20 protein-coding genes are annotated in these 20013 nt (G+C 69.0%); 5 read left to right on the top strand and 15 right to left on the bottom strand.

Annotated elements, in window-relative coordinates; genetic code table 11:
- Window positions 1-22: 22 nt before the first annotated feature.
- Window positions 23-592 carry a hypothetical protein gene (locus tag AB0N61_RS09680; RefSeq protein WP_363363521.1) on the bottom strand — a complete coding sequence of 190 codons (570 nt, stop codon included), beginning with the start codon at window positions 590-592 and terminating at the stop codon, window positions 23-25.
- A 60-nt stretch (window positions 593-652) separates the two neighbouring features.
- Complete coding sequence (locus AB0N61_RS09675) at window positions 653-1213, bottom strand: TetR/AcrR family transcriptional regulator (RefSeq protein WP_363363519.1); 561 nt, start codon at window positions 1211-1213, stop codon at window positions 653-655.
- 66 nt (window positions 1214-1279) lie between these two features.
- Here AB0N61_RS09675 and AB0N61_RS09670 point away from each other — a divergent pair, with 66 nt between their 5' ends.
- On the top strand, window positions 1280-1756 hold the full coding sequence (locus AB0N61_RS09670; protein WP_363363515.1) for a DUF4188 domain-containing protein: 477 nt from the start codon (window positions 1280-1282) through the stop codon (window positions 1754-1756).
- 27 nt (window positions 1757-1783) lie between these two features.
- Here AB0N61_RS09670 and AB0N61_RS09665 read toward each other — a convergent pair whose 3' ends face one another.
- Genes AB0N61_RS09665 through AB0N61_RS09630 form a run of 8 tightly spaced genes read right to left on the bottom strand, consistent with a single transcriptional unit; the run spans window position 1784 to window position 10312 of the window.
- Window positions 1784-2506: a DUF6882 domain-containing protein gene (locus AB0N61_RS09665; protein WP_363363513.1), complete on the bottom strand. Its 723-nt coding sequence runs from the start codon at window positions 2504-2506 to the stop codon at window positions 1784-1786.
- A 22-nt stretch (window positions 2507-2528) separates the two neighbouring features.
- On the bottom strand, window positions 2529-3776 hold the full coding sequence (locus AB0N61_RS09660; protein ID WP_363363511.1) for an MFS transporter: 1248 nt from the start codon (window positions 3774-3776) through the stop codon (window positions 2529-2531).
- 59 nt (window positions 3777-3835) lie between these two features.
- Entirely contained in the window at window positions 3836-4639 is an 804-nt protein-coding gene (locus AB0N61_RS09655; protein ID WP_363363509.1) for an aldolase/citrate lyase family protein, read from the bottom strand.
- Window positions 4624-5409 (bottom strand): fumarylacetoacetate hydrolase family protein, encoded by a 786-nt coding sequence (locus AB0N61_RS09650; RefSeq protein WP_363363507.1) that lies wholly within the window; start codon window positions 5407-5409, stop codon window positions 4624-4626. The genes AB0N61_RS09655 and AB0N61_RS09650 overlap by 16 nt, the downstream gene beginning before the upstream one ends.
- Before the next feature lie 26 nt (window positions 5410-5435).
- A complete protein-coding gene (hpaD, locus tag AB0N61_RS09645) occupies window positions 5436-6599 on the bottom strand; it encodes a 3,4-dihydroxyphenylacetate 2,3-dioxygenase (RefSeq protein WP_167946289.1) in 1164 nt (387 codons plus the stop codon).
- Window positions 6600-6612: 13 nt separating this feature from the next.
- On the bottom strand, window positions 6613-8109 hold the full coding sequence (gene hpaE / locus AB0N61_RS09640) for a 5-carboxymethyl-2-hydroxymuconate semialdehyde dehydrogenase (RefSeq protein ID WP_363363504.1): 1497 nt from the start codon (window positions 8107-8109) through the stop codon (window positions 6613-6615).
- Window positions 8106-8792, bottom strand: a complete 687-nt coding sequence (locus AB0N61_RS09635) for a GntR family transcriptional regulator (protein ID WP_167946293.1) — start codon at window positions 8790-8792, stop codon at window positions 8106-8108. The genes hpaE and AB0N61_RS09635 overlap by 4 nt, the downstream gene beginning before the upstream one ends.
- A complete protein-coding gene (locus AB0N61_RS09630) occupies window positions 8789-10312 on the bottom strand; it encodes a fumarylacetoacetate hydrolase family protein (RefSeq protein WP_363363502.1) in 1524 nt (507 codons plus the stop codon). The genes AB0N61_RS09635 and AB0N61_RS09630 overlap by 4 nt, the downstream gene beginning before the upstream one ends.
- Window positions 10313-10400: 88 nt before the next feature.
- Between AB0N61_RS09630 and AB0N61_RS09625 the strand changes: the two genes are divergently transcribed.
- Window positions 10401-11780, top strand: a complete 1380-nt coding sequence (locus AB0N61_RS09625) for an MFS transporter (RefSeq protein WP_167946295.1) — start codon at window positions 10401-10403, stop codon at window positions 11778-11780.
- Window positions 11781-11874: 94 nt separating this feature from the next.
- On the opposite strand, the gene AB0N61_RS09620 is transcribed toward AB0N61_RS09625, so the two are convergent.
- A complete protein-coding gene (locus AB0N61_RS09620; RefSeq protein WP_167946297.1) occupies window positions 11875-12576 on the bottom strand; it encodes a helix-turn-helix domain-containing protein in 702 nt (233 codons plus the stop codon).
- A 132-nt stretch (window positions 12577-12708) separates the two neighbouring features.
- On the opposite strand from AB0N61_RS09620, the gene AB0N61_RS09615 reads away from it, so the two are divergent.
- Entirely contained in the window at window positions 12709-14580 is a 1872-nt protein-coding gene (locus AB0N61_RS09615) for an FAD-dependent monooxygenase (protein ID WP_363363499.1), read from the top strand.
- Window positions 14581-14593: 13 nt separating this feature from the next.
- Here AB0N61_RS09615 and AB0N61_RS09610 read toward each other — a convergent pair whose 3' ends face one another.
- On the bottom strand, window positions 14594-15781 hold the full coding sequence (locus AB0N61_RS09610; protein ID WP_363363498.1) for a hypothetical protein: 1188 nt from the start codon (window positions 15779-15781) through the stop codon (window positions 14594-14596).
- 119 nt (window positions 15782-15900) lie between these two features.
- Here AB0N61_RS09610 and AB0N61_RS09605 point away from each other — a divergent pair, with 119 nt between their 5' ends.
- Window positions 15901-16281, top strand: a complete 381-nt coding sequence (locus AB0N61_RS09605; RefSeq protein WP_363363496.1) for a VOC family protein — start codon at window positions 15901-15903, stop codon at window positions 16279-16281.
- Between the two features lie 19 nt (window positions 16282-16300).
- Here AB0N61_RS09605 and AB0N61_RS09600 read toward each other — a convergent pair whose 3' ends face one another.
- The 3 genes from AB0N61_RS09600 to AB0N61_RS09590 are packed head-to-tail and all read right to left on the bottom strand — an operon-like array spanning window position 16301 to window position 19301.
- The gene (locus tag AB0N61_RS09600) at window positions 16301-16735 is read right to left on the bottom strand and encodes an NUDIX domain-containing protein (protein WP_363363494.1); all 435 of its coding nucleotides are present in this window, start codon (window positions 16733-16735) and stop codon (window positions 16301-16303) included.
- 34 nt (window positions 16736-16769) lie between these two features.
- Window positions 16770-17624 carry a PhzF family phenazine biosynthesis protein gene (locus tag AB0N61_RS09595; RefSeq protein ID WP_363363493.1) on the bottom strand — a complete coding sequence of 285 codons (855 nt, stop codon included), beginning with the start codon at window positions 17622-17624 and terminating at the stop codon, window positions 16770-16772.
- 27 nt (window positions 17625-17651) lie between these two features.
- Window positions 17652-19301 carry a thiamine pyrophosphate-binding protein gene (locus AB0N61_RS09590; RefSeq protein ID WP_363363491.1) on the bottom strand — a complete coding sequence of 550 codons (1650 nt, stop codon included), beginning with the start codon at window positions 19299-19301 and terminating at the stop codon, window positions 17652-17654.
- A 196-nt stretch (window positions 19302-19497) separates the two neighbouring features.
- Between AB0N61_RS09590 and AB0N61_RS09585 the strand changes: the two genes are divergently transcribed.
- Entirely contained in the window at window positions 19498-20007 is a 510-nt protein-coding gene (locus tag AB0N61_RS09585) for a phosphoribosyltransferase (RefSeq protein ID WP_363363490.1), read from the top strand.
- Window positions 20008-20013: the final 6 nt, after the last annotated feature.

The raw sequence follows: 20013 nt of genomic DNA, 5'->3' as shown, positions 1-20013 counted from the left end.
CATATCCGCGACGTGGTGCGGCTCAGCCCAGTTCGTCGAACATCCGCCGCTGCTCGGGAGTGAGCCCGTCGTGGAGCTCTTCCCGAGCCTCGGCGGTGGCGGACGCCTCTGCGGCGGATGCGGGGGCGGTGGATGCCGAGGAGGCGGCCGTCGTCTTCCGTCGTGACACCCTGCCCTGCACGGCGTCGTAGAGCTCGCCGGCCTTGGCCCGCAGCTTGTCGTCGACCTGGTCGTAGATCATCCAGCCGAACAGCAGGAAGAGCGGCGGGAGCGCGTAGCTCCAGAAGCCCGAGGCGCGGACGCCGCTCAGCCACACGACACCCACCCAGATCAGCAGCTCGACGAGGTAGACGAGGACATACTGGACGACCTTCTCGCCGGTTCTCGTGCGATCGGCGGCGGACTTCGCGGCCGCCTTTCGGAAGGCCGCGGTGAGCAGCGGCTTCACGAACAGCGCCGCGAGCGTCAGGATGACCGCCGCCCAGAACGCGGTGAACCCGACGGAGACGCCCGTCGACAGCAGGCCGATGAGCAGCAGCACGACGACGTTGAACACGTAGAGCGCCGCGAACCGGACGATTCCGTTCTTCATCCGTCCAGAATTCCACACTCCCGCATGCCGCTGGGTCGCCCCGCGACTCCTCCGGCCGGATCAGCGTGCGGGGAAGGCGCGCTCGACCGCGTCGACCACGGTGTCGTAGACGGAGTCCCAGGGCACGAGCGGGGGAGTGACCCCGGCGAGTTCGAGGCTCACGGCACCGTGCACCTGCGCCCAGACGGTGAGAGCGGCGGCCATCACCTCGGGCTCCTCGACGCGAGCGGCGAGCGACCTGACGAGCGGTGCCATCGCCGTGCTCATGGTCGCGTCGTCGGGGCGGCAGTCCTCGGTGGCCACCCCGCCGCCGAACATGAGGCGGTAGAGCGCGGGATTCCCCATCGCCCAGGCCCGGTACGCGATGCCGAGAGCGCGAAGTCCCTCGGGTTCGGCGGCGGCCTGCGCCTCGCCGAATGACGCGAATCCGTGCTCGATGACCGCGACGAGCAGTTCGGTCTTCCCGCCGAAGAGCGCGTAGACCGCCGACGTCGATGTGCCGGCGTTCTGCGCGATGTCGCGCAGGCTCACCTTCTCGGGACCCTTGTCGTCGACCATCTCCGCAGTCGCATCGAGCAGGCGGTCGCGCAGGGCATCGTCGTACAGAGGAGGTCTTGCCATGGGATCGATCGTATCGTAACGTTGTTGCATAACGCAGTTACATAACAACGTTGTAGGGAGATCCGCATGGTTCAGCACGTGTTTCCCGGCAGGTTCACCGCGGCTCCCGACCGACCGGATGTCACGGTCTTCCTGATCGGGATGCGGGCCAACCGCTGGTGGCAGCTCGGGAAGGTGTGGTGGACGGCCAGCAAGATGCCTCCGATGCTGATGCACCTCGGCGCTCACCCCGAGGCGGGGATGCTCGGGGTGCACAGCTGGTTCGGGCGGACGACGATCCTTCTGACGTACTGGGAGAGTCCGGAGCATCTGCAGCGCTTCGCCGCCGATCGCGATGCGCCGCATCTGCAGCCGTGGCGCGACTTCATGCGCACACTGCAGGGAACGGGGAGCGTCGGCGTGTGGCACGAGACATACCAGGTGCCGACGGCGGACATGGAGGCCGTCTACGTCGACATGCCGGCGTTCGGACTGGCGGCGGCCACCTCACACGTCCCGGTCGGGCCGGGGATGAAGACGGCGCGCCAGCGGATGGGCCGCTGACGCGCCGGCAGCTGGCGTCGCCAGGGCTCAGCTCTGGGGGTGCAGGCTGCTCTCGATGTTCGTGATGCGCGCCTGCTCGTCGAACCGGAAGGTCGCCGTGCCCGTGCCGTCGGCGACCGTGGCGCCCGAGAACGACTCGTCCGTCCAGGTGAGGTTCCACCCGGCGAGGCGTGCGGCGTCCCAGACCGCTGTCCGTGCATCGGGGAGGGCCAGGCCCGACAGGATGCGCGGAAGAGCGATCGCGGCCGCCGCGACGGTCAGCGGGGGAAGCGGGGCGTCGAGCAGGAACACGGCATATGTGCCGCCGCCGACCGGTGCGAGGTAGTACGGTGCGCGCCCGGTGAGCTCCACCGCGACGGCGCCGACGGTGTGGGCGGCGCCCGTGATCCAGTCGGCGTCGCCGGCCGCGTCGTCGGGGAACGGCAGCTCCTGCTCGCTCAGCTCCGCCACGCCGTGCTCCCTGCCGTAGTCGCGCAGCTGGGCGGCGACACCCGCAGGGTCGCCCTGCGGGTGAGCCCATGCCCAGAGCAGCGAGCGGGGTCCCGGAGCGATCGTCGCGACGAGGTGGGCGCGGGTCACGAGCCGGCGCGTCGCATCGGCGTTGGACGTGAAGGTGAGAGTGCCGGCCGCCATGTCGGCATCCCAGCGGTTGTCGCCGAGGTCCTCGAGGGCGGTCGACAGGGAATCCTGACGGAGAGCGGAGAACAGTGCGGCACGGTCTGCGAGCGGCTGGAGCGCGGCGAAGGTCATGCCCACAGTCTCGCCCGGATTGCTATGAATCCGCCAACTCCGCTCGCGGGGACAGTGCGCCGTTCGGACGACCCATCCGCCAGACGCTCGGCACGAACAGGGTCACGGCGGCGAGCACGGCATAGAGGATCCCCGAGGTGACGAGCACCGTCTCGACATCGCTGTGGGTGATCAGCCAGCCGTAGACGAGGGTGCCGATCGGCATCACGACGTAACTGCCGAGCATGTCGTAGCTCGAGACCCGGGAGAGCTTGTCACCGGGGACGTTCTCCATCATCGCGAGATTCCACCCGGTGCTGAAGACCTCGGCGCCGGCGCCGGCGAGGAACGCCGCGATGGCCAGCAGGATGACCGCGGGATGCACGCCCAGCACGGTCAGCGGGATCGCGAAGGCGGCCATGCCGATCATCCCGTACCGCAGCGGGCGCTTCAGCGGGAACCACATCAGCACGAGGGTCATGAGCAGGATGCCGACGCCTTCGGCGCTGACGACCCATCCCCAGCCCGCGATGCCGAGCCGTTCGTCGTTCTTCGCGATGTACGGTCCGACGACGCCCCACGCGCCGATGTGGATGGCATTCATCACCATGAAGGCGAGCACGATGACCCACAGCCAGGTGCGGCTCCAGAACTCCTGCCAGCCGATGCGGAGATCGTGGAACAGGGTGGTTCCGCCCGCGTGATCCGGCGGAGGGAGCTTGACCATCGCGAGCACGGGGATCGCGATGACCCACCCGATCGCCTGCACGACCATGGCCCACGCGGGGCCGGCCGCGGCGACGACGATGCCCGCGATGATCGGGCCGCCGATCGTGGTCGCCGAGCGCACGAACGACAGCATCGCATTGGCCTGCTGCAGGTGCTCGGGGGAGGTCAGCTGCGGGATGATCCCCTGCATGGCGGGCAGGACGAAGGCGGTGGAGGCGCCGTTCACGACCGACAGCAGTGCCAGCAGCGGAACCGTCGCGGTGCCGCTGAACAGCAGCGCCGCCATCGCTCCGACCGTGAGGATGTCGACGACGTAGCAGGACTGGATGATGAGCGCGCGGGGAAGTCGATCGGCGATCACACCGCCGAAGAGCAGGAAGACGATGTTGCTCACGGTGAATGCGGCGAGCACGAGAGAGAGCGACCGCGCGTCATTGTCGATCTCGAGCACCGCGAAGGCGAGCGCGATCGACGACATCGACCCGGCGATCAGTGTGATCGCACGCGCGAGGAAGAACCAGCGGAACCCTCGGTCCTGCATCGCTGCGAGCGCGCGGATCATGACGGCTCGTCGCTGCTCTGCATCCGTCAATCCTGCCACCCCGAGAGGATCGGCAGGCGTCAGTAGCTGGCGCGGGTCGTGTCGTCGGATGCCGGGATGAAGCGGGCGGCCAGTGCCTCGGATGCGCGCGCGAGCATCGCCACGTCGGCGCCGACGGCCACGAAGTCCGCGCCGGCGGCGATGTACGCATCGGCGGCGGACGGATCGAACGCGTTCACGCCGACTGGTGTGCCTGCGGCTCTCACCGCGGCGAAGACCCGTTCGACGGCGGCGACGACGTCCGGATGCGTCTGCTGGCCGAGCAGTCCCATCGACGCGGAGAGATCGGAGGGTCCCACGAACACGGCATCCACGCCGTCGACCGCCGCGATCTCCGCGGCGGCCTCCACCCCGGCGGCCGTCTCGATCTGCACCGTGAGCGAGGTGTGGTGCGCCGAGTCGTGCAGATAGCCGTCGACCCGGTTCCAGCGGGCGCTGCGGGCGAGCGCGCTGCCGACACCGCGCACTCCCTCGGGCGGGTAGCGGGTCGCCGCGACGGCCGCACGTGCCTCATCGGCCGACGAGACCATCGGGACGATGAGGTTCTGAGCGCCGAGGTCGAGGACCTGCTTGATCGCCACGACGTCGTTGACGGGCACGCGAACGACCGGGGTGATCGGATAGGCGGCGACGACCTGCAGCTGCAGCAGCGTGGACTCGAGCGTGTTGGCCGAGTGCTCCATGTCGATCAGCAGCCAGTCGAGACCGGATCCCGCGGCGACCTCCGTCACGAGCGGGCTGCCGGAACACGCCCACATCCCGATGACGGCGCGGTCGTACGCCGCGAGCTGCTCGCGGAAGGAGGGGCTCAGATGAAGCGGCATTCGATCGTTCCCATCGGTCCGTAGTCGCACAGCACCTGATCGCCGCGCGACACCCACATCGGGCGTGTGAATGATCCTGCCAGGATGATCTCGCCGGCCTCGAGACGCGCGCCGTGCTGATGGAACTTGTTCGCCAGCCACGCGACCCCGGTGGCGGGGTGGCCCAGCACACCGGCGGCGACACCGGTCTCCTCGATCTCGCCGTTGCGCGAGAGCACGCCCGGCACCCACCGCAGGTCGATCTCGTCGGGACGCTTGTGCACGTCTCCCACCACCATCGCCCCGTAGGCGGCGTTGTCGCTGATCGTGTCGACGATCGTCCGACCCTCGAGCTCGATGTGCGAGTTCAGCACCTCGAGAGCGGGCACGGCGTAGTCGATCGCCGCGAGAGCGTCGTCGAGCGTGCAGTCCGGCCCCTCGAGCGGATGCTTGAGCACGAACGCCAGCTCGACCTCGATGCGCACGTTCGAGAAGTGGTCGACCGGGATGTCGGCGCCCGACTCGTAGACCGTGTCGTCGAACATGACGCCGTAGTCGGGCTCGGTGATGCCGGTGGCCTGCTGCATCGCCTTCGACGTCAACCCGATCTTGCGGCCGACGAGCCGGCGCCCCGCGGCGACCTGCGAGTCGCGCCACACGCCCTGGATCGCGTACGAGTCCTCGACCGTGGCCTCCGGGTGGCGGGCGGTGATCCGGGGGATCACCGAGTGGGTCCGGTCGGCCTCGGCGAGTTCCGCGGCGATGCTCTCGATGGTGTCTGCGGACAGCATCCGTGTCTCCTCTCTCGACGAATCGATCAGAGCTGGTGGCCGAGCTTGTACTCGCCCTGCTTGTACTCCGGCATGGCCTCGTCATCGCCCGGTCGCGTGTACGAGAAGCCGTCGGCGCCGATCGTGACGGCCATCTCGGAGTCGTCGGTGCGCGCCACGACGGGCTGCGGGTTGCCGTCGAGGTCGAGCACGAGCGATGCCTCGGTGTACCAGGAGGGGACGACCGGGTTGCCCCACCAGTCGCGGCGCTGGTTGTCGTGCACGTCCCAGGTGATCACCGGGTTGTCGGGGTCGCCCGTGTAGTAGTCCTGCGTGTACACCTCGACGCGGTGTCCGTCGGGGTCGCGGAGGTAGAGGTAGAACGCGTTCGAGACGCCGTGGCGGCCGGGACCGCGCTCGATCGCATCGGAGCGACGGAGAGCGCCGAGCTTGTCGCAGATCGCGAGGATGTTGTGCTTCTCGTGCGTCGCGAAGCAGACGTGGTGCATGCGCGGTCCGTCGCCGCCGGTCATGGCGGTGTCGTGCACGGTGGGCTTGCGGCGCATCCAGGCGGCGTACACCGTGCCCTCGTCGTCCTGGATGTCCTCCGTGACGCGGAAACCCAGATCCTGCATGAACTTCACCGCACGGGGCACGTCGGGGGTGACCTGGTTGAAGTGATCCAGACGCACGAGCTCGCCCGGGATGTGCAGGTCGTAGCGCCACGACATGCGCTCGACGTGGTCGGACTGGTGGAAGAACTCGATCGGGAAGCCCAGCGGATCGACGACCCGCACCGAGTCGCCCACGCCCTTCACGAAGCCCTCGGGATTGCGCCGCACGTCGCAGCCCAGCTCGGAGTAGAACGCCTCGGCGAGGTCGAGGTCTTCCGGGGTGCGCACTCGGTAGGAGAACGCGGCCACCGCGGCGACCGGTCCCTTGCGCAGCACGAGGTTGTGGTGGATGAACTCCTCGGTCGAGCGGAGGTAGATCGCCTCGTCGTCCTCTTCCGTGACGTACAGCCCCAGGACGTCGACGTAGAACACCCGCGAGGCGGCGAGGTCGGTGACGACGAGCTCCATATAGGCGCAGCGCAGCACGTCGGGCGGCGTGCTCTCGGGCGTCGCGATGGGGTTGTCGGTCTGGATCGGAGCCTCCTGGCTCACGTAGTAGCCCGAGGAGGTCAGCGTCTTCGCAGTCTTGTCGGTCATGTCGGGTCCTTGCTCAGTTCTTGCCGAAGGTCGGGTTGTGCGCGCCGCCGAGCGTGATGTGCACGCTCTGCTGGTCGGTGTAGAAGTCGATCGAGCGGTAGCCGCCCTCGTGGCCGAGACCAGAGGCCTTGACGCCGCCGAACGGGGTGCGGAGGTCGCGCACATTGTTGCTGTTGAGCCACACCATGCCCGCCTCGACGGACTGCGCGAAGTTGTGGGCGCGCTTCAGATCGTTCGTCCAGATGTAGGCGGCGAGGCCGTACTTCGTGTTGTTCGCGAGCGAGAGCGCCTCGTCGTCGGAGTCGAACGGGGTGATCGCGACGACCGGTCCGAAGATCTCCTCTTGGAAGATCCGGGCATCCGGGGAGACGTCGGCGAACACCGTGGGCGCGACGAAGTTGCCCTCGTCGAAGCCCTCGGGGCGGCCGCCGCCGGCGACCAGACGGCCCTCGGTCTTGCCGATCTCGACGTAGCTCATCACCTTGTCGTAGTGCTCGGGGTGCACCAGGGCGCCCACCTCGGTCGCGGGGTCGTGCGGGTAGCCGACCTTCACGCGCTTCGCCTGGGCGGCGTAGCGCTCGACGAACTCCTTGTAGATGGAGCGCTCGACGAGGATGCGCGATCCCGCGGTGCAGCGCTCGCCGTTGAGGGAAAAGACCCCGAAGATCGTCGCGTCGACCGCAGCCTCGAGGTCGGCGTCGGCGAACACGACGGCGGGGGACTTGCCGCCGAGCTCCATCGAGAGCCCCTTGAGGAACGGTGCCGCGTTGCCGAAGATCAGCTGTCCGGTGGAGCTCTCGCCGGTGAACGAGATGAGCGGCACGTCGGGGTGCTTCACGAGGGCGTCTCCGGCGTCTTCGCCCAGGCCGTTCACGAGGTTGAAGACGCCCTTCGGCAGTCCGGCCTCCTCGAAGATGCCCGCCCAGAGAGACGCGGAGAGGGGCGTGAACTCGGCGGGCTTGAGCACGACGGTGTTGCCGGTCGCGAGCGCGGGGCCGAGCTTCCACGACTCGAGCATGAACGGCGTGTTCCACGGTGTGATGAGGCCCGCGACGCCGATCGGCTTGCGGTTGACGTAGTTCATCTGCTTGCCGGGGACCTTGAAGGCGTCGTCGGACTGGGCGACGATCAGGTCGGCGAAGAAGCGGAAGTTCTCGGCCGCACGACGGGCCTGGCCCAGCGCCTGGGTGATCGGCAGCCCCGAGTCGTACGACTCGAGCTCGGCGAGGCGGGCGTCGCGCGATTCCACGATGTCGGCGATCCGGTGCAGCACCCGCGAGCGCTCGCGGGGGAGCATGCGCGGCCACGGGCCTGCGTCGAAGGCGCGCTTCGCCGCGGCGACGGCGAGCTCGATGTCGGCCTTCTTGCCGGCGGCTGCGGTCGTGTAGGTCTTGTTCGTCACCGGGTCGAGGACGTCGAACGTGTCGCCGTCGACGGAGTCGACGAACGCACCGTCGATGTAGTGCTGGATGTGGTCGGGCAGATCGGCGGGGATGCGGGAATCGGTCATGACTCGTCTCCTGAGTTGTGGTGAGAACGGGTGTGCAGCGCGTCGAGGAAGGCGTCCCTCGTGCGCAGGCGGTGGTTGCGGGCGGCGAGCTCTATCTCGAGCGGGTCGGCGCCCGCGCGGATGAGGTCGAGGATCTGCGTGTGCTCCTCGACCGAGTGCTGGGCCCGGCCGGGCACGTAGGCGAAGGTGGAATCGCGGATGCCGGAGAGACGCGCCCAGCCGCGGTGCACGAGGTCGAGCAGGTGCGGGTTCGGGCAGGGCTCGAACAGCAGGGAGTGGAACTGCCGATTGAGCTCCGTGAACGCGTGGGCGTCGAGATGATCGAGCATCTGGATCATCCGCTCGTTGACGGCCTCGGCGGCGTCGAGCGCCTCGGCGCCGAGAAGCGGTGCGGAGAGGGCTGTGGCCGCGCCCTCGACCAGCCCGAGCGTCTCCATGGTGTGCGCGTACTCGCTCTCGTCGACGAGAGTGACGCGGGCCCCGACATTGCGCTCGAACGTCACGAGACCCTCGGCCTCGAGCCGGCGGATCGCTTCGCGCACGGGCACGACGCTCATCCCGAGCTCCTCCGCGAGCGAGCCGAGGACCAGGCGGTAGCCGGGGCCGAAGGTGTGAGCCGAGATGCGCGAGCGGATCCAGGCGTAGGCCTGCTCGGACTTGCTGGAGTTCGTCACCGTCGTCATGAGCCTGCACCGGCGCCGGTGGCGGCCTCGTACTTCTCACGCCACGCGGCGTTGAGCGGGAAGAGCCCGTCGACCGGGTGGCCGGCGGCGACCTGTTCGGCGATCCAGGCGTCTTCGACCTCCTGCGCGAGCGCGTCGTCGGCGATCTGCTCGGCGAGAGAGGGAGGGATCACGATGACGCCGTCGCCATCGCCCACGATGATGTCGCCCGGCTGCACAGTCGCACCGCCGCACGAGATGGTGACATCGACGTCCCACGGCACGTGCTTGCGTCCGAGCACCGAGGGATGCGGGCCCTGCGAGAAGACCGGAAGGCCGATCTCGGCGACGGCGTCGAAGTCGCGCACGCCGCCGTCGGTCACGACGGCGGCGGCGCCTCGGGCGCGGGCGCGGAGCGCCAGGATGTCGCCGAGCGTGCCGGTGGTCGCGTCGCCGCGCGCCTCGATCACGATGACCTCGCCCTCATCGACGGCGTCGAAGGCGCGCTTCTGGGCGTTGTAGCCGCCTCCGTGGCTCGCGAAGAGATCTTCTCGGAAGGGCACGAAGCGCAGTGTCTTGGCGGTGCCGACGATCTTGCTGCCCGGGATGTTCGCCGAGACGCCGTCGACGAAGCACGAGTGGTGTCCGCGCTTGCGCAGCTGCGAGGAGAGGCCCGCGGACGGAGCCTCCATCAGCTTGGCGCGGAGCTCGGGGGAGAGCCCGGAGGTGCTCGTCTCGGCGGGAAGACCGGCCTCCTCGCGGGAACCCCAGGCCTCCGTGCGCTGCAGGTCGTCGACGGCGGGAAGGGAGCCGATCGTCTCGTCGAAGGGGACATCGCCCTGAGTGACGGTGGTGATGAGGCGGCCCGACGAGGGGGAGCCCTCGGCATCCGGAGCGTCGACCTCGATCTCGACCACGTCGCCCGGCACGATGACCGAGGATCCGGCCGGGGTGCCGGTGAGGATGACGTCGCCGGGCTCGAGGGTGAAGTGCTGCGACAGATCGGCGACCAGCTGCGCGAGGGGGAAGATCAGACCCGCCGTGGTGTCGTCCTGGCGCAGCTCGCCGTTGACCCAGGCCCGCACCCGCAGGGCCGCGGGGTCGACGGCGCGGGCGTCGATCAGCTCGGGGCCGAGCGGGGTGTAGCCGTCGCCGCCCTTGGAACGGACGTTGGAGCCCTTGTCGTTGGCGCGCAGATCGTAGAGGCCAAGATCGTTCGATGCCGTGACCCAGCCGACGTGGCTCCAGGCGTCCTCGAGTGAGACGTGGCGCGCCGCGGTGCCGATGACGAGGGCGATCTCTCCCTCGAAGGCGAGCAGCTCGGTGCCGGCCGGGCGTTCGACCGTGCCGCCGGTGATACCGACGGAGCTCGTCGGCTTGAAGAAATAGGAGGGGGCTGCGGGGCGCCGGCCGCGCTGGTCGGCGCGAGAGGTGTAGCTCAGATGGATCGCGATGATCTTGCCGGGGCGGGTCATGGATGCCGTCACGGGGCGCCTCCTCGCGCTTCTCGTCGACGCCTTGTGCGTCGTATTCGAAATCATATATCATCGTGTCACCCCTCGGCAAGCACCTCGACACCCCTCGTGTGCGAGCCGTGACAATGCGGTCACAATCAAAGGAGACACCCCAATGAGCGGGCAGTCACAGGCTGGGTTCACGCCCACCGGAACCATCGCGACACCGGCCGATCGGCGCCGGGTCGTGTTCGCCACCGTCGTCGGAACCACGGTCGAGTGGTACGACTTCTTCATCTACGCCACGGCAGTCGGGCTGGTCTTCGGGCAGCTCTTCTTCGAGCCGCTCGGGGCGAACAGCGCGCTGATCGCCTTCGCCACCGTCGGCGTCAGCTTCCTCTTCCGTCCGCTCGGAGCCTTCCTCGCCGGCCACTTCGGCGACAAGCTCGGCCGCAAGACCGTGCTGATGTGGACGCTGATCCTGATGGGTGCGGCCACCGCGCTCATCGGTGTGCTGCCGACCTATGACGCGATCGGCATCGCGGCGCCGATCCTGCTGGTGCTGCTGCGCATCCTGCAGGGCATCTCGGCCGGAGGCGAGTGGGGCGGTGCGGTCCTGATGGCCGTCGAGCACGCCCCGAAGAAGAAGCGCGGGATCTTCGGCGCCTCGCCGCAGATCGGTGTGCCGCTCGGTCTGCTGCTCGCGTCGGGAGTGATGGCGCTGATGACGGCGATCGCCCCCGGAGACCAGTTCGTCCAGTGGGGCTGGCGCATCCCGTTCCTGCTCAGCGTCGTCCTGATCCTGGTCGGCTACTACGTGCGCCGCAAGGTCGAGGAGAGCCCGGTCTTCGTCGAGCTCGCCGAGCGCAAGGAGAAGGCGAGCATGCCGATCGTGCAGCTGTTCCGCAAGCACCTCCTGCTCGTCATCGTCGCCGCGCTCGTCTTCGCGGGCAACAATGCGGTCGGATACATGACGACCGGCGGATACATCCAGGGCTACGCCACCAACCCCGACGGCCCGATCGGACTCGAGCGCGGACCCGTGCTGTGGGCCGTCACGGGATCCGCCGTCACCTGGCTGATCACGACGCTCATCGCCGGGTGGCTGTCTGACCGCATCGGTCGGCGCACCACCTACATCATCGGCTGGGTGCTGCAGCTCGTCGGCGTGTTCACGCTGTTCCCGCTCGTGAACACCGGCCAGGTCGGTCTGCTGTTCTCGGGCCTCGCGATCCTCACGATCGGTCTGGGCTTCACGTACGGGCCTCAGGCGGCGCTCTACGCAGAGCTCTTCCCCGCCAGCATCCGCTTCTCGGGGGTCTCGATCTCGTATGCGATCGGTGCGATCGCCGGTGGCGCCTTCGCCCCGACCATCGCGACCGCCATCGTGCAGGCCACCGGCTCGACGCAGGCCGTCACGTGGTACCTCGCCGGCATGACGCTGCTCGGTCTGGTGGCGACGCTGCTGCTGCGCGACCGCTCCGGCATCCCGCTGGGGCCGGACCATGAGGACGAGCAGGCTGTGAGCCCGATCCGCGGTCTCGCCAGGGCCTGACCCGCATCCATACGCAGAACGCACGTCCGCCTCGCGGGCGTGCGTTCGGCGTATGCGCGGAACGGGCTGCCCGGCTCTCGACTGCCGAATGCTCTCAGCCGTCGAGCGCGTCCCGGATCGCGGATGCCGAACGCTGCAGGCGGTCGGCGATCTCGACGTCGTCGAGGGCGGTCGCGACGTGCACGACCGCGATCGCCGCGGGGCGCTGGCCGCGCAGCACGAGGGGCACGGCGACCGACTGCACGGTGGGGATGACCTCATCGTGGCTCGTCGCATATCCGCGGATGCGCGCCTGGTCGACCTCAGCGCGCAGGGCGGCTGCAGGCTCTCCGGGCCACTGCGACGCGGGGAGCTGTGTGAGGATCGCCTTGCCCGGTGCTCCGACGGTGACGGAGTGCCTGGCGCCGGGTCGCTGGGCGACGCTGGCGATCGCGTGGCGTGGCTCGATGCTCGCGAGCGTGATGCAGTCGTCTCCGTCGAGCACGCCGAGGAAGCATGTCATGCCGAGCTCGTTGGCGATCGCCGTCAGCTCGGGGATCGCCTCGGCCTGCAGGTCATGAGCCACCCCAGCGGCCAGCGCCGCCATGCGGGGGCCCAGGGTCACGGCGCCGGAGGCGTCGCGTCCGACGAGTCGATGGTCTTCCAGCGTGCGCAGCAGGCGGTACGCGACGGAGCGATGCACGTCGAGTCTCCCGGCGATCTCGTCGATCGTGAGGGGTGTCCGCGCGTCCGCGAGGACCTCCAGGATCCGGATGCCGCGGCTCAGGGTCTGCGAGGCCGGAGTGCCTTCGGGCATGCGTGCGCTCCCTTGCGTTTCGAGACAGGCGTCCCTAAGCTGTGTTCAATAGTAGAACGGTGTGTTCGAATATAGAACACGCGCGGTTCGAAGGCAACACCTGACAGAGAAGTCCGGAAGGAATCGACGACGATGCAGTTCCACCACCACGGCTATGTCTCCGGAGACCCCCGCGTGAAGGACGCCGCGGGGATCGGCGCCGACCGGCCCGCAGACCTTCCCGACGAGATCGACGTGCTGATCGTCGGCTCGGGCCCTGCCGGCATGCTGCTCGCCGCGCAGATGTCGCAGTATCCCGATGTCTCCACGCGCATCATCGAGAAGCGCGAAGGGCGTCTGGTGCTCGGCCAGGCCGACGGCATCCAGCCGCGCAGCGTCGAGACGTTCCAGGCCTTCGGATTCGCCGAGCGCATCATCGCCGAGGCGTACAACATCGGCTGGATGAACTTCTGGGGCCCGAACCCCGAGAAGCCCGACGAGATCATCCGCACCTCGAGGACCGCGGACTACGCCTACGACATCTGCGAGTTCCCGCACCTGATCGTCAACCAGGCCCGCGTGCTCGACTACTTCGCCGAGGCGGCGGCCGACGGCCCGGGCCGCATCACCCCCGACTACGGAATCGACTTCGTCGGACTCACCGTGCATGACGAGGGCGAGTACCCGGTCGAAGTCGTGGTGCGCCATCTCGCGGGGGAGCGGGCGGGCGAGGAGCGCACCATCCGCGCCAAGTACGTCGTCGGCTGCGACGGCGCGCGCAGCGGTGTGCGTCAGGCGATCGGGCGCACGCACGTCGGCGGCAGCGCGGCGCATGCCTGGGGTGTCATGGACGTTCTCGTCAACACGGACTTCCCCGACTGGCGCACCAAGTGCGCGATCAACTCGGAAGCGGGCAACATCCTGCACATCCCGCGGGAGGGCGGCTATCTCAGCCGGATGTACATCGACCTCGGCGAGGTCGCCGAAGACGACGACCATCGCGTGCGCCAGACGCCCATCGAGGACATCATCGCCAAGGCGAACGCGATCCTCAGCCCCTACACGCTCGACGTGAAGCAGGTCGCGTGGCACAGCGTCTACGAGGTCGGGCACAGGGTCACGGACGGATTCGACGACGTGATCGACGGCTCGGGTCGCACGCCGCATGTGTTCCTCACGGGAGATGCCTGCCACACGCACAGTGCGAAGGCGGGCCAGGGCATGAACGTCTCGATGCAGGACGGATTCAACCTCGGGTGGAAGCTCGGATCGGTGCTCACCGGTCGGGCACCCGAAGCGCTGCTCGCCACCTATGGCGCCGAGCGCCGACCGGTCGCGCAGCAGCTCATCGACTTCGACCGGGAGTGGTCGACCCTGATGGCCCGCAAGCCCTCCGAGATCACCGACCCGTCCGACCTCGCGACGTACTACCTCGCGACAGCGGAGTTCCCTTCGGGGTTCATGACGCAGTACACCTCGTCGATGATCACGGGCTCGGACGCGCACCAGGGGCTCGCGGGCGGGTTCCCGCTCGGCAAGAGGTTCAAGTCGGCCGAGGTCGTGCGGGTCGGCGACGGCAACGCGATCCACCTGGGGCACCACGCCAAGGCGGACGGACGGTGGCGCGTCTACGCGTTCGCGGGTCGCGATGCGGCGACGCTCGACGCGTGGGCCGCATCGGCGGGTCCGGTCTTCGCGCGGTTCACGCCTGCGGACGCCGACCAGGATGCCGTCTTCGACGTCAAGGCGATCTATCAGCAGCCGTATGAAGACGTCGAGGTCACCTCGGCGCCCGCGCTGTTCCAGCCGAAGACCGGTCCGCTCGGGCTCACGGACTGGGAGAAGGTCTATGCGGCGGGTCCGTCGAAGTGGACAGAGACCGACATCTTCGAGGCTCGAGAGCTGTCGCGCGACGGTGTCGTGGTCGTGGTGCGGCCCGATCAGTACGTCGCCGCGATCCTGCCGCTCGACGCGACGGACGAGCTGGAGTCGTTCTTCGCGGGGGCTCTGCTGCCGGCATCCTGAGCTGCTCCTCCGATCATTCCTCGCCAGCGGAGACGTTCCGGGCCCGCGCCGCCGCGGCCTGCTTCTGCCGTGCGAGCCATGTGTGGTTGGCGATCGCGGCTCGGAGCTCGGCGGAGTAGTCCCTTCCATCGTCGGGATACCGGCGGAGGTTCCGCAGATGGAAAGGCGACTCTTCGCGGTGGGGGCCGCTGCGGTCGATACGGCGAGCGAGGTCGGCGAGAGCGTCCCGGCCGACTTCGCGGTACTGGCGGCGCTCGGCGTCGTCCAGGCGGATCAGACACGAGTCGTCGATCATCGAGCTGACCGTGTAGCGGGCGTCGAGGTACAGCTCGCCGTGCTGTTCGACCAGGAACCACGAGCCGGGCTCATGGTCGAGGTAGCGCATCGCCCCTCGTGCCGCGGCGATGCGAGCGGCGTCTCCCCAGTCCTCGACCGGGGGGATCGCTTCGTGGGGGCGCCGCATCGCGGCATCCAGAGGGTGATGGCCGAATGTCGGTGAGGAGTCGCGATACAGGGTCAGACACGCGACCCGACCGCATGCGGAGCACGTGACCTGGCTCTCCACTCGCTCCATCAGTGCGGAGGCATGCAGGAGCCGGAGATCGGCGAGAGGCACCGGTTCGTCCCTGCTCGTGAGCGCTCCCGCCTCGAGTCCGTCGGTGAGACGCTGGACCGTGGCGTCCACATCGAAGGAGCCGTCCTCGGCGCGTGCGACCAGCTCGAGGCACGTCGGGCAGCCGTCGTGAGCCGGACGGCACGTGTCCTTCGGGTCGTCTGCGGTGAAGGCCACCCTCCGCAGATCGCCGGCTCGGCGGCCTCCGTGCTTCACGAACTCCGGGCGCAGATACGCCGCATCGAGCACGAAGTAGCGGTCGCCCTCTGCGAACCTCCACGGGACATCGAAGAGCGCGGTGAACTCGGAGAACGTGGCGCTGTTGTCGATTCCGGGAATCCACTCGGCCAGGTCGAGACCCCGCGGGGCGAAGGGTGTGGGGGTGAGGTGCAGGATCACGGCCGTGACAGCGTCGTCGTGCAGCACGATCTCACCACCGGAGCGGAACCGCAGGTGCCGCGACAGCACGGCGGGTGCACCGATCCGGTATGCATCGTTCTCCGCAGGTTCACTGCCGAAGGCCGCGATCAGATCCTGCACCGCGACGTCGCGCTGGGGTCTGCGGAGTGCCTCGATGATCACCTGCATCCGACCATTCTCTCGACGTCGCGTCACCGGACCAGTATCCGTCACCGCTCTGGCGGGTGTCGGAGGCCCCGCGTACTCTGAGGGCCGATGGGCGCCGATGCCCACACGAGGAGTGCGTGATGACCTGGAAGATCGAGCTCATCTTCATGCCGGTGACCGACGTCGACCGCGCGAAGGAGTTCTACACGAAGATCGGATTCAACCCCGACCACGATCAGGTGCCGTATGAGGGCCTGAGGTTCGTACAGATGACACCGCCGGGGTCGGCCTGCTCGATCGCCTTCGGTACGGGGCTCGACATCCCGCTCGAGCCGGGGCAGCAGAAGACCATCCAGGTGGTGGTGCCGAACGCCGACGAGGCGAAGGCGCAGCTCGAGGCTGCCGGAGTGGCGACGAAGGGCGTCGAGGAGCTGGGCTGGGGTCGTTTCGTCTGGTTCGACGACCCCGACGGCAACACCTGGACGCTGCAGGAGCTGCCCGACTACAGCGCGCAGGCCTGAGTCGGCGAGCCTGAGGGGATCAGCGCGCGGAGATCGTGCGCAGAGCCTCCGTCGCGCCCTCCGGGAACAGCACGCGGGCGCCGGACGCGATGTCGGCGATCGGCACCCAGCGAACCGGGCTGCCCTCATCGAGGATCCGGAGCTCGGCGTCCAACGGCACGGCGTCGAGCTCCGCAGAGGTGACCGCGAAGACATGGGCGATCTCGTGCCCGGGTTCACCTTCGTACGTGAAGATGTTCTCGAAGACGCCGAGCGGCTCCGCGCCGTCGAGCGTGACGCCGAGCTCTTCCATGAACTCTCGTCGGAGCGCCACCACCGCCGTCTCGCCGAATTCGATGCCGCCGCCGATCGCACGGAGGAAGTCGAGTCCACGAGAGTCGTCGCGCCCTTCGAGCGCGAGCAGGTGTCCGTCTTTCACAGGCAGACCGACGGCGATGTTGCGGATGGCAGGCATGTCGGAAGGCTAACGCAGCAGGGTGACGACCGGCTCAGGTCAACAGAGACGCTCCGCCGGAGACCTCGATGCCGCCGGTCGGCGGGATCGTGACGGTGAGGAGGCTCGGCCGCCGCACGTGCGCACCCTGGTGGATGCGGACGGTCGTCGCCGGGTGGCCCAGGTCGCGCAGGTATGCCCCGACCGATGCGGCGGCAGAACCCGTGGCGGGGTCCTCCGTGATGCGCCCCACGGGGAAGAGATTGCGCGCGTCGATGTCGGCGGGCCTCGCGATGTGGAGCACGGTCGAGGTGCCGAACCACCCCTGCTCGCGCATCAACGCCGCGACCTCGGCAGGGGAGAATCGGAACTGATCGAACAGCTCCCGATCGCGAACGACCACGATCGGATGCCAGTTGCCGGCGAACGACTCCCTGGCGGGGAAGCGCTCGTCGAGATCCGCCGTCGTGAGTCCGAGCAGCGCGAGCAGCCGATCGAGCACCGCGGGATCCAGCTCACGCACCCGCGGCTCGACGCTCGTGAACGACACGGTCACCCCGCCCTCCGGGTCCACCGTCGAGCGCAGTCTCACGGCACCCGCGTTCGTGTCGAACACGACATCGCCCGCTCCGTCCCGCTCGGCGAGAGCGACCGCCGTCGCGACGGTCGCGTGTCCGCAGAACGGCACCTCCGCGGCCGGCGACCAGTACCTGGCCCGGTAGCGCGGCACACCGTCGTCGTCGGTGCGCGCGACGAGGAACGCGGTCTCGGAGAACCCGACGTCCGCGGCGATCCGCTGCATCTGCTCGTCGCTCAGGCCCTGGGCATCGAGCACGACTCCGGCGGGATTGCCCCCTTCGGGCGTTGCGGCGAATGCGCTGTATCTGAGGACGTCGGTCTCACCTGCCATGACGAGGAGCCTAGCGACTTCGCGAGATCAGGAGTTCACGCGGATGATCTCCTGCTGGTACGGCGCGATGACGTCACCCGAGATGCGCAGATCGAGCAGCAGGAAGCGACGCGTGGCGGCATCCTCCTGCGTCCACGTGGCCAGGCGATCGAGGTCTGCGAGCGTCTTCACCACGACGCCTTCCGCCCCCACCGCGGCACCGAATGCGGCGAAGTCGACCTCGGGGATGCGCATCGGGCCTTCGGCCAGCCCCTTGAGTCCGTAGAGGTTGACCTCGGCGCCGTACGCGGCGTCGTTCCAGATCACCGCGATACCACGACCCGCTGCCGCGCGCACGGCCGACTCGAGGTCGGCGATGGCCATCAGCCCGCCGCCGTCGCCGGAGGTGAGGACGACGGTCGACTCGCGTCGGGCGAGGGCCGCGCCCACGACGCTCGGCCAGCCCTGGCCGATCGATTGGAAGGCGGTGCCGACCATCATCATGCGGTCGGGGGCTTCGACCGGCCAGTACATGTTCGCCCAGCCGATGAAGTGGCCGCCGTCGGACACGACCACACGATCGCTCGGCAGCAGCTCGGCGATGCGGCGCGCGGCCGAGCGGGGGTCGAGGCGTCCATCGGGGGTGAGGTCGTCGCCCTTGTCGTAGGCGCGGGCGGCGGTGACGTCGACCGTCTCTCGCCACGGCGACGACGATGAGGCGGACCCGATCCGGGCGACCAGAGCCTCCGCCGCGACCCGGGCATCCGCACGGACGAAGCCGCCGACATGCGGGTGAGTGGCCGCCGGTGCGATGTCGATCTGGAAGACCCGGGTGCCCGGTGCGAAGAGCTCGCCGAATCGCATCGTGAACTGGTTCAGCGACGCCCCGAAGACGACGGCGACGTCGGCGGTGCGCACGAGCTCCATGGCGCCGTCGGCTCCGAACCCTCCCGTGACGCCCAGGTCGAACTGCGCCTCGGGGAAGACTCCACGGCCGAGCGCTGAGGAGGCCGTCAGGGCGCCGGTCAGCGCCGCGAGCTCGCCCAGCGCCGTACCTGCTCCCGCGAGCCAGGCGCCGCGGCCCGCCAGCAGGAAGGGCCGCGACGCCTCGCGCAGCGCCTCGGCGATCTCATCGAGAGTGCCCTCGGCGAACTCGCCGCGCGGAGCGAGCGGTGCGGGGATGCGGGGCGCCGGCGCCGCGGGCACGGGACCCGCCTCGCGCGAGGCGACGTCGTAGGGGATGGCCAGCACGACCGGCACGCGGTAGGTGAGAGCGTGCTCGATCGCGATGACGGTGGTGGCTGCGGCATCCGCATGCCCGACCGTATAGGTGCGGGCCCCGACGGCGGAGGCGAGGGCGATCTGGTCGACGTCCCACGGGCGCGGGCCGGACGTCGGCTCGTCGCCCACGACGAGGACGAGCGGCACATGCGCCTGCACGGCCTCGGCGAGAGCCGTGAGAGTGTTCGTGAAGCCGGCGCCGTACGTCGAGGTGCCCGCGGCGATCCTGCCCGACGCGCGGAAGTGCGCATCGGCGGCGACCACGGCCCCCTGCTCGTGACGGACGGCCGTGAAGACGGCATCCGTCTGCGTCTCGATCGCGTCGAGGAAGTAGGCGTTGCCATTGCCCATCACGCCGAAGACGGCGTCGATGTGCTGGGCGAGGGTGAGGGCGACGTGCGCGGAGACGGAGGGCATGCGAAAGCCTTTCGAGACAGGGACGGAGAACGTGCGTATTCCGTATGTGTCTCGCCCCCGCGTCATCGCGGGGAGCTTCGTGCCTCTTTTTCAGGCACCGGCGTCAGAGAGCGCCGGACGCGTCGATCTTATCGCGCAGATGCCGGGGCGACGCCCAGCGGCAGGGACAGGGGCTGCAGTGCAGGAGAATGAGACGATGACGGATGCATCGATCGAGCGCGAGACGCTCACCTGGGACGGCTTCGGATCGGCGACGCGCGACCTCGCGCGCAGGATCCTCGACAGCGGCTTCATGCCCGAGGTCGTGGTGGCCATCGCGCGGGGCGGTCTTCTGCCGGCCGGCGCCATCGCCTACGGTCTCGGTGCGAAGAACTGCGGCGCGATCAACGTCGAGTTCTACACCGGCATCGGCACGGTGCTCGACGCGCCCGAAGTGCTGCCGCCCGAACTCGACATGGCGTATCTCGACGGTCGGCGCGTGCTGCTGGTCGACGATGTGGCCGACTCGGGGCGCACGCTCGCCCTCGCCGTGCAGCTGCTGGAGGAGAAGGGCGCCGACGTGCGCTCCGTCACGATCTACACCAAGCCGTCGACGATCATCCAGCCCGACTACGCGTGGAAGGACACCGACCTGTGGATCGACTTCCCGTGGTCGTTCCAGGGCACCGTGCGCGAAGAGGACCTCGGTCTCGCTCCGTCGGCGTGACGAGGG

It is taken from the genome of Microbacterium sp. NPDC089320 (genome assembly GCF_040684875.1).
GTDB lineage: Bacteria > Actinomycetota > Actinomycetes > Actinomycetales > Microbacteriaceae > Microbacterium.
The sequence above is the reverse complement of the archived record's forward strand: the minus strand, read 5'-3'. Positions and strand labels throughout refer to the sequence as shown.